This is a genomic window from Leuconostoc sp., from assembly GCF_965300815.1.
On the sequence record NZ_CBDKZH010000051.1, the window covers coordinates 1 to 9343 of the forward strand.

11 protein-coding genes are annotated in these 9343 nt (G+C 42.9%); 9 read left to right on the plus strand and 2 right to left on the minus strand.

Annotated elements, in window-relative coordinates; all coding sequences use genetic code 11:
- Positions 1 to 121: 121 nt before the first annotated feature.
- Positions 122 to 1336, minus strand: a complete 1215-nt coding sequence (locus tag ACW12G_RS04600) for a PTS sugar transporter subunit IIC (RefSeq protein WP_455647387.1) — start codon at positions 1334 to 1336, stop codon at positions 122 to 124.
- A 155-nt stretch (positions 1337 to 1491) separates the two neighbouring features.
- Here ACW12G_RS04600 and ACW12G_RS04605 point away from each other — a divergent pair, with 155 nt between their 5' ends.
- From ACW12G_RS04605 to dltD, 5 genes are read left to right on the plus strand one after another with little or no spacing between them, the layout of a single operon-like run.
- Positions 1492 to 1632, plus strand: a complete 141-nt coding sequence (locus tag ACW12G_RS04605; RefSeq protein ID WP_455646533.1) for a teichoic acid D-Ala incorporation-associated protein DltX — start codon at positions 1492 to 1494, stop codon at positions 1630 to 1632.
- Positions 1633 to 1647: 15 nt separating this feature from the next.
- Positions 1648 to 3180: a D-alanine--poly(phosphoribitol) ligase subunit DltA gene (dltA, locus tag ACW12G_RS04610; protein WP_270746979.1), complete on the plus strand. Its 1533-nt coding sequence runs from the start codon at positions 1648 to 1650 to the stop codon at positions 3178 to 3180.
- Positions 3173 to 4381: a D-alanyl-lipoteichoic acid biosynthesis protein DltB gene (dltB, locus tag ACW12G_RS04615; RefSeq protein ID WP_455647388.1), complete on the plus strand. Its 1209-nt coding sequence runs from the start codon at positions 3173 to 3175 to the stop codon at positions 4379 to 4381. Before dltA ends, dltB begins: the two co-directional genes overlap by 8 nt.
- Positions 4382 to 4419: 38 nt before the next feature.
- The gene (gene dltC, locus ACW12G_RS04620) at positions 4420 to 4659 is read left to right on the plus strand and encodes a D-alanine--poly(phosphoribitol) ligase subunit DltC (RefSeq protein WP_010006567.1); all 240 of its coding nucleotides are present in this window, start codon (positions 4420 to 4422) and stop codon (positions 4657 to 4659) included.
- A gap of 1 nt (position 4660) precedes the next feature.
- Complete coding sequence (dltD, locus tag ACW12G_RS04625; protein ID WP_455647389.1) at positions 4661 to 5944, plus strand: D-alanyl-lipoteichoic acid biosynthesis protein DltD; 1284 nt, start codon at positions 4661 to 4663, stop codon at positions 5942 to 5944.
- Positions 5945 to 5972: 28 nt separating this feature from the next.
- Here the strand turns inward: dltD and ACW12G_RS04630 are convergent, their stop codons facing one another.
- On the minus strand, positions 5973 to 6692 hold the full coding sequence (locus tag ACW12G_RS04630; RefSeq protein ID WP_010001244.1) for a YslB family protein: 720 nt from the start codon (positions 6690 to 6692) through the stop codon (positions 5973 to 5975).
- 90 nt (positions 6693 to 6782) lie between these two features.
- Between ACW12G_RS04630 and murI the strand changes: the two genes are divergently transcribed.
- The 4 genes from murI to ACW12G_RS04650 all read left to right on the plus strand — a co-directional run.
- Complete coding sequence (gene murI, locus ACW12G_RS04635; RefSeq protein WP_270746977.1) at positions 6783 to 7628, plus strand: glutamate racemase; 846 nt, start codon at positions 6783 to 6785, stop codon at positions 7626 to 7628.
- Between the two features lies 1 nt (position 7629).
- Positions 7630 to 8244, plus strand: a complete 615-nt coding sequence (gene rdgB / locus ACW12G_RS04640) for an RdgB/HAM1 family non-canonical purine NTP pyrophosphatase (protein WP_270746976.1) — start codon at positions 7630 to 7632, stop codon at positions 8242 to 8244.
- A 19-nt stretch (positions 8245 to 8263) separates the two neighbouring features.
- Complete coding sequence (locus ACW12G_RS04645; protein WP_147001136.1) at positions 8264 to 8800, plus strand: YfcE family phosphodiesterase; 537 nt, start codon at positions 8264 to 8266, stop codon at positions 8798 to 8800.
- Between the two features lie 43 nt (positions 8801 to 8843).
- Positions 8844 to 9343: AAA family ATPase (locus tag ACW12G_RS04650; protein ID WP_455647390.1), on the plus strand; the 500-nt coding region annotated here is incomplete at its 3' end.

Consider the following 9343-nt stretch of genomic DNA (forward strand, 5'->3'; position numbering starts at 1 on the left):
AATAATGGGTTTCATGCGTGAATTTTGAATTTTGGCTTCTTTGTCACTGGATTGGACAATGGCTTTGTGACTAAAAAAACCAAGCACCAAGAGCAAGATAATGCTCGTGATTAAGATGAGTTTATTTTTCACCGGATACCTCCAGAGTTAGATGGGATAAGAAGGGGCGATAGATAAGAACAGAACCAATCAAAATGATCACCGTAATCATGAGTGAACGGATTGGCGTGGTACTAGCAACTGTTGGCAACAGCAAATTAGGCAAGCTGTCAGGTGCAACAAAGACGATTGGTTGAATGAAATGGGTTGTGATAGCAATGAAACTAATGGCTAAACTCATCAGATTAACTAAAATCATTGGGATGAAAATCAGGGGGTTCAAAAAGAGTGGCACCCCGACAAACAACAGGTAACTATTATCAAATAACGTTGGGAACCAAGAAATTCTCGCTAGACGACGTTGCTGCTTGGAAGCAGCAAATAATAAGACGAGACAGATGGCTAACGCATTACCAATCCCACCAAATAACGTAAAGGCGCCATAAACACTATATACGTTTTCCGGTACGGGTAAGGCACCGTGTGCAGTGGTGAGATAGGTGGTGAGATTTCGATCAACGCCATACATGTTTGATGATGGCGCAGTAAGTTCTGGTGGTAGCGCCACACCCAAAAGGTACAGTATCGGCGCCACAGTCGTAATAATGATAAGGCCTAAGAACGAGGCAAAGAAGCGATGTGTCCACAGATCGGATAAGAAGAACTCAAAGAGTTGTTGCCGGAAAAGTTGATGTAAAAATAGGCCTAGGATAATAATAATGCCTGCCCAAATGAGATAAGGCAAACTGTAGGGATTAGGATGATGCTTGATATGAATGGCATAGCGGGTGTAAGAGTAGCTACTCAATAAGGCAATCAAGGTGACAACAAAGTATTGATTGACGTTAAAGACAGGGAATTGATTTTTATCGCCAAAAAATAAGAAAACCGCCAAGCAGTTCGTAATCAAAGGGAGACTGGTATTTTGATAATGATTAGCGGTCAGGTACTGATGCGTCAGAGCGATGACGTAAATTAGGACAACCGTTGCATCTGCAAGCGGTAACAGTACCATTATGGTATCAAAAAATGGTTTGACTGGTTGCACATCAAGCTTAAATAATTTGACGAATAGCGCATTGGGCGATAGAATAAGCTTAACTGATAAGCGTAAAAAAATATCAATAATAATAATTGGTAGAGATTGATGTAATGCTGTTTTGATACTTTGAAAAGCAGTCATTTGCCACAACTTTGCTTCCCAACGCTGGGCCACATTGACTAGAAAATAGCACATAGTTTCTCCAATTTCGTGCAAATTTTATCTTGTAACAATATGCTACAAGATTGACACATTTATGTTATAATTAACTCATTATTTTTTTGTGTGCCAGACACTGTCATACTTACGTCGATTATACATGAAAATCACAGAAGAGGGGTAACGTGAAATTGATTAAGCGGTTCTTTCAGCGTCCGATTATAAACTTTATGGGTCGGACGCTATTTTATTTTTGTGTTATTTTGATCCTTGTTTACCTGTATAGTTATTCAGGGGTGGGACAAGGACACTTCATCTACAACGAATTTTAATATAGGGAATGAAACATGATAATTAAAAACGTCATTGAGACAATTGATGCCATCGCAACAAATCAGGGGGATCACGTTGCGTATGATGAATTGGGTCGCACACATACATATGCCGATTTAAAGGCCACATCTGATCGTTTAGCTGCACACATTACAAACATGGGGCTAACAGATAAAGCACCAATCATGGTTTATGGTGGGCAACAATTTGAAATGGTTGCCAGCTTCTTAGGCAGTGTTAAATCAGGACATGCTTATGTGCCAGTAGATGTGAATTCTGCTGACGAGCGCTTGTTAGATATTTTGGCCATTGGGGAACCAGCCTTGGTGATTGCCGTTGATGATTTGCCAATCGACGTGACAACTGTGCCAGTTATCACGCGTCAACAACTCGCAGATATTATGGCAACGCCCGTTGATTTTAGGTTAACACAACCGGTGACAGGGGATGATAATTTCTATATTATCTTTACTTCTGGCACAACGGGCAAGCCAAAAGGGGTTCAGATTTCACACAATAACCTCTTGAGCTTTGCTAACTGGATGTTGGGCGACGACTTTGGTTGGCAAACAGGGGCCAACGTCTTGTCACAACCACCTTATTCATTTGACTTGTCGGTCATGGATTGGGTGCCAACGTTGTTGTCACAGGGAACTTTGAAGGCTTTGCCAAAAGCCACGGCTGATGACTTTAAGGCTTTGTTCCATACTTTGCCAAACTTGGCATTAAACAAATGGGTGTCAACGCCATCATTTGCCGATGTGGCCTTGTTGAACCCAGAATTTAATCAAGAAACGCACCCAGAACTTGATACATTCTTATTCTGTGGTGAAGTGTTAACTAAGACGACGGCAGAAAAGCTCTTGGCACGTTTCCCACAAGCTAAGATTTTTAATACGTATGGGCCAACTGAAGCAACAGTTGCTGTGACTGGTCTACAAACTACGCCAGAAATTATGGCTGAGTATGACAAGATGCCAATTGGGTATGCTAACGCTGATACCGACATTATCATTCAAGATCTTGATGGGGCAGTGTTGCCTGATGGTGAAACGGGTGAAATTGTGATTGCGGGACCATCAGTGTCTAAGGGGTACTTGAATAATCCAGAAAAGACGGCGGTTGCCTTTACAACCATTGATGGCAAGCAAGCTTATCACACGGGTGATTTGGCAACGCGTGATGCTGATGGCTTGTTGCATTATCGTGGTCGAACAGACTTCCAAATCAAATTACACGGTTTCCGGATTGAATTAGAAGAAGTTGCCCATCAATTGCAACAAAGCCAGTGGGTTGAACAAGCCGTGGCAGTACCAAGATATGATGCGGATGGTAAGGTCAAGCAATTGTTGGCCATTATTGTGCCAAAAGCGAATGACTTTGAAAAGCCAATCTTGTTGACGCAAGCGATTAAAGCGGAACTTGAAGATATCATGATGCCCTATATGGTACCAGGTCGCTTCATTTATCGTGACAGCATGCCGTTAACACCTAATGGTAAGATTGATCTGAAAGGCTTGATTGCTGAGGTGAATGGTAATGCTTAACTTACAACCGTATGCTGATCCCAAGTACTTTGTGTACTTGCTATTAGCGTTAGCACCATTGGCTATCGGGTTGTGCTTTGGGAAGCGTTTTGTTTGGTATGAAATTGCAGTATCGTTGGTATTTATCGTTTTGATGTTTGATGGCGCTAAATACCACGAAGGTTTTGCCATTATCGGGTATATGATATGGCAGTGGCTGTTGGTTTGGGGGTATACCAAGTATCGACAAAAAGCGAATCGTAGTAGCGTCTTTTATGTCGTCACCGGTCTCGCAATTTTACCGTTATTCCTAGTTAAGCTCGCACCAGCAACACATTGGACTCATGTATCAACCTTACTTGGGTTTATGGGGATTTCTTACCTGACCTTTCGGTCAGTCGGGATGATTTTAGAAACACGTGATGGTTCAATTAAAAACTTTGATCCCTTGCTGTTCCTAAGATTTATGCTATTTATGCCTTCCATTTCGTCAGGACCGATTGATCGGTATCGGCGCTTTGAAAAGGATGTGGCGACTGTCCCAACGCGTGAGAAGTATTTGGAACTGCTGGAAAAAGCGGTCTGGTATTTCTTCCTTGGTTTCTTGTACAAGTTTGTTTTGGCTTACATTTTTGGGACATTGATCCTACCGCAGGTGGAAAGCCTAGCATTAGCTGCTGGCAGCATCCATCATGGATGGACTTGGTGGTTAATTCCGGTGATGTATGCCTACGGGCTTGATTTGTTCTTTGATTTTGCGGGTTACTCACTATTCGCCGTCGCAACAAGTTACGTGATGGGCGTTTCCCTACCAATGAACTTTAACAAGCCGTTCCTGTCAAAAAACTTGAAGGAATTCTGGAATCGTTGGCACATGACCTTGTCATTTTGGTTCCGTGATTATGTTTTCATGCGTTTGGTTTTCACAATGATGAAGAACAAGTGGTTTAAAAGCCGCATCACGCTATCAAATGTCGCCTATATTTCGAACATGTTATTGATGGGATTCTGGCACGGGATTACTTGGTACTACATCGTTTATGGTTTATTCCACGGTGTTGGTCTGGTCATCAATGATGCCTGGTTGCGTTATAAGAAGAAGCACCATGTCCCACATAACAAGTTCACAGAAGCATTTGCCATCTTCTTGACGTTTAACGTCGTGATGGTCAGTTTCTTAATATTTAGTGGCTTTTTGGATACCTTATGGTTTAAGTCATAATAATCTAGCTATCGTATAAAAAGAAAGAGGAAAAAAACATGTCAGTAAAAGAAGAAGTAATCGATATTTTGAACACAATCACAGGTGAAGATGTATCAGACAAGATGGATGAAAACTTGTTTGATGATGGTTTGCTTGATTCAATGGCAACAGTTGAATTGTTGTTGGATCTTGAAAACAAGTTTGACATCCAAGCACCCGTGTCAGAATTTAACCGTGACGAATGGGATACACCTAATAAAGTGGTTGCCAAGGTTGAATCATTAATCGGACAGTAATATGAAAAAACGGGGACTTTGGTGGATTTTTGGGCCAGTAATCATTGCGTTTGTACTGGCTGGTGCGTTGTTTTTAGCACCTTTCTCCTTAAACCACATTTCACAAAAAAGCGTGCGCGACGCATCTGTTTCATTTTCAAAAAATGTGTATAAAGGCGAGACAGTTAAGACGGCGGCTTTTAGTGACCCATCTAAGCGCTATGTACCGTTTTTTGGTTCAAGTGAGTTATTGCGTTTGGACACGATGCATCCCTCGATGCTCGCTGCCAAATATAACCGCAATTATCAACCTTTCTTGTTAGGACAAGCAGGGACGGAGTCATTGCTACACTATCTCAGCATGCAAGAGATGTTACCAGCTCTGCATAAAAAGCAAGCGGTCTTTGTGATTTCACAACAGTGGTTTGTTAAGAAAAATGTGCATGGGGCATTCTCAGTGTTCTATTCTACCTTGATGACAGTTGATTGGTTGCGTAACATCAAAGAAATTACACCGACTGATCGTTATATTGCCAAGCAGTTGTTAGAACAACCACAAATTAAAGACAACGGTTTTTATGCGAAATTAGTGACTAAGATTAAGGATAATCAGCCTTTGTCACAAACTGATTTGAATTTGTTGTCTGTTCGTCATCGGGCGCTGTTACGCGAAGATGAGCTGTTCTCAAACCTTGCTAGTTCAAATAACTGGGATAAACACGTCAAGCCAGCTATTAGTCGTTTACCAGCCACTGATGAAAACGGTGCTTTGTTTAAGGAAGCAACTAGAATTGCCGCACGTGAAACGGCGAATAACCCCTTCAAAATCAAGGATTCATTCTACCGTTCACGGATTCAATTTAATTTGAAGCGCTTGGCTGACTCACAAAAGAAGTTTGATTACCGTCAATCACAGCAGTATGCCGATCTACAAGCGGTTTTGGCTGAGTTTGCGCGTCAGAAAACGGATGTGTTGTTTGTCATTCAACCAGTTAACCGACGTTGGGCAAATTATACAGGCTTGAGTAATGATATGTATTACCAGAGTGTGGATAAGGTTAAAAAGCAGTTGACCTCACAAGGGTTCAACAAGATTGCCGATCTCTCACATGATGGGGCAAAGAATTACTTCATGCAAGATACGATTCACCTTGGTTGGAATGGTTGGGTAACGGCAGATGAATATATCAAGCCGTTCTTAGAAGGTGGCTACAAGCCAACCAATTATCACATTAACAACAATTATCTATCAAAAGACTGGCAAAATTTGATGCCAACAGCACAAAATTTGCAACAGTTCAAATAAAAACGACCCACAATTGTGGGTCGTTTTTTTACGAGAATGGTGATTGTGAATCATTAAATGTCGTTGTTGGGACGTTGAATGGGTCAATTGCTTCATCATCTGATAGGGCGCTTAAATTGTTTTGCTCTTCAATTGGTAAGGCAATGTCGTCAAATTTGAAGGCCAACAGAGAATCGGTGATTGATTGTTCACGAGAAATGGCACCATCGTCACGAATTTCGATGAGTTGTGCTTGTTCAACGGTTTCGTGTGTTTGTTTGAGGAATGATTCACGTGCCGCAACGCGTTGTTTAATATCAGAAACGTCAACCGTTTCATTGAGGTCCGTTACGACTTCAAAGTTGACCCCGATATTCTTTTTGCCAATTTTGAAGGTTGCTTCGGCAATTGCCCCAGTTTGCAATTCAAGTTGTTGTGCCAAAAAGCCAGCTTCTAAGCTAAAATCAGCTGAACGGTTCAGATTTAAGCGTTGTTGGACAAGATCACCGGTGAGAGTCCAACGTTGATTTTTGCTATCTTGTGACGCAATTTCAAGATGACCAAAACCGGCATTGTCGAAAAATTCAACAACTGAAGCTAACGCATCAAAGGGAAATTGACGGGCGATTTCTTTACCGGCCCAATAGAGAATATGGGGGTAATCTTCTTGCAAGAGGTTTTGTAGTAACCCGTCGCGCAAAAGTGTCAATGCAAAACTATTGACTTGGAAATTAGTTTGTAAAATCTTGTCATAATCGTTGATGTTCATGTGCCCGTATAAACCTTTCAGACTTTTATTATACCAAACTTTACACGCGAAAAACTTGCATTCTCTGTTTTTAAGGGCATAATTATAGGTATGAGTAAAAATAATCCAATTGGTTTTGTTGATTCTGGTGTCGGCGGCTTAACCGTTGTGAAAGCGGCCCAGGACCAGCTACCACATGAACAATTTATTTTTATTGGCGATACCGCACGGATGCCGTACGGGCCACGACCAGTACAAGAAGTCATTGATTATACCTTTCAAATGGCGCAGTTTTTGCTGACGGCAAAACATATTAAATTACTTGTGATTGCTTGTAATACCGCCACAGCGCGCGCTTTGCCACAATTACAAGCGCAGTTACCTATTCCAGTTATCGGCGTGATTGTGCCAGGCGCCACTGCGGCTGCAGCGACAACGAGTAATCAAAAGATTGGGGTGATTGCGACCCAGGGGACCGTCACTTCTGGGGCTTATCAAGACGAGATTCAAGCGGTGAATGCTGATGTCACAATTTTCCAGCAAGCTGAGCCGGATTTCGTCCAATTAGTCGAAGCCAATCTTGCCCAAGCAGCGACCACTAAAGACATCGTGGCGCAACATTTAGCCCCGTTAACCGCGCAGGGGATTGATACGTTGGTCTTAGGGTGCACCCATTTCCCACTATTGGCTGAGGCCATCACTGCAGCAGTTGGGCCAAACGTGAAATTAGTAGATCCAGGGCGTGAGACCGTACGAGTCATTATCGACACGTTAGATCAGCAGGCCTTACATACGGCAGTGCCGCATCAGCATGCAGATGATATTTTCTACACGACCAAAGAGCCAGCGACCTTCAAGGCCATTGCGACGGATTGGTTAGCCCGCGATACCGCACTAGATGTGCGCCATCTTACCATTGTCGGCGAAGGTGCCACCCAACATTTAGAGGAGAAATAACATGCCGAGAATTATCCTGGCGAGCAATAACGCGCATAAAATTACCGAATTAGCCGCAATTTTAGCGCAACATCAAATTGATTTACAAGTGGTGCCATTGCGTGATTTAGGGGATGATATCCCAGAAATTATTGAAGATGGCCAGACATTTGAAGAAAATGCCTTGAAAAAAGTCATGGCGATTACACCACTAGCCCCTGATGATTTTGTCTTAGCAGATGATTCGGGCTTGACTGTGGATGCTTTGAATGGTGATCCGGGGGTTTATTCAGCCCGTTATGCTGGTGACCATGATGATGCGGCCAATATTGACAAAGTCTTGGCCAAATTAGGCGATAATCCAGACCGTACCGCGCATTTCCACAGTGTTTTAGTGTTAGCCGGACCAGGGCGGGATAACTTGGTTGCCAAAGGTCAAGTGACAGGTGTGATGACGCATGAACGTCATGGTGAAGGCGGCTTTGGTTATGATCCCATTTTCTGGGTACCAGGTTTTAACAAAACATTTGCTGAATTAACAGCGGCTGAGAAAAACCAAGTGAGTCATCGCGGCTTAGCGTTACAAGACTTGGTTGCCCAATTACCAAACTGGTTGAAAGGAGCGTCACACGATTAATATCGTGTCACATAGTAAGATGACAAAGTTTTTAATTGTTTCAGATACACATGGTGATCGTGAGATCATTGCAGATATTTTTGACAAATGGCGGGATAGCGTTGCCGGTATTTTTTACAATGGTGATTCTGAATTAGCGGCGGATGACACCGTGTTTGATGGCGTGTCCACTGTAATTGGTAATATGGATGATGATCCTGATTTTGTGGCCGCACGGGCGACAACGATTGATGGGATCACTTTTTTCCAAACGCACGGCCATCTCTATGATGCGACCCAATTTAACGCTTGGGCGAACCTGAAATTAATGGCTGCGGCGGCACAGGAAGCTAACGCACAGGTCGCCCTCTTTGGGCATACCCATCTGGAAGGGGCGGTTGTGTTTGATGATATCTTGTTTATTAACCCAGGTTCAATCCGTCTGCCTAAAGGGCCACATGCTAACTTAGGTGGCACTTATGCTGTGTTGGATGTGACGGAGACGCGCTATGACGTGAGATTTTATAATCGTCAGCATCAGCCACTGCCACAGCTTACAGTACAGGTTGCGCGTTAAGTGGCTCTGATTTACAGGCAATAAACGTGGTAAAATGGTAGTTATGGCAAATGAACAAACACCACAATTTAATCAATGGTATGAAGAAACAACTGATGCGGATCGCTTAATTCGAGATGCTGCCGCTAATCAAGCCGAGCAGCATGATGAATTGTCATTGCGGCCGCAATTTTTGCGTGAATATATTGGGCAAACGGCCTTAAAAGAGGAGTTGTCGGTTTATATTGCCGCAGCTAAACAACGCCAAGAAGCCTTGGATCATGTTTTGCTCTTTGGCCCACCGGGATTAGGGAAAACGACGTTGGCGATGATTATTGCCAATGAAATGGGCGTCCATATCAAAACAACGTCAGGTCCGGCAATTGAAAAGCCAGGTGATTTGGTGGCCTTACTCAATGAACTTGAGCCAGGCGATATTTTATTTATTGATGAAATTCATCGGCTCCCAACCAATATCGAAGAAATTATGTATTCCGCAATGGAAGATTATTTCGTCGATATCATGGTTGGGCAAGGGCCAACAGCACGGGCCGTCCATTTCCC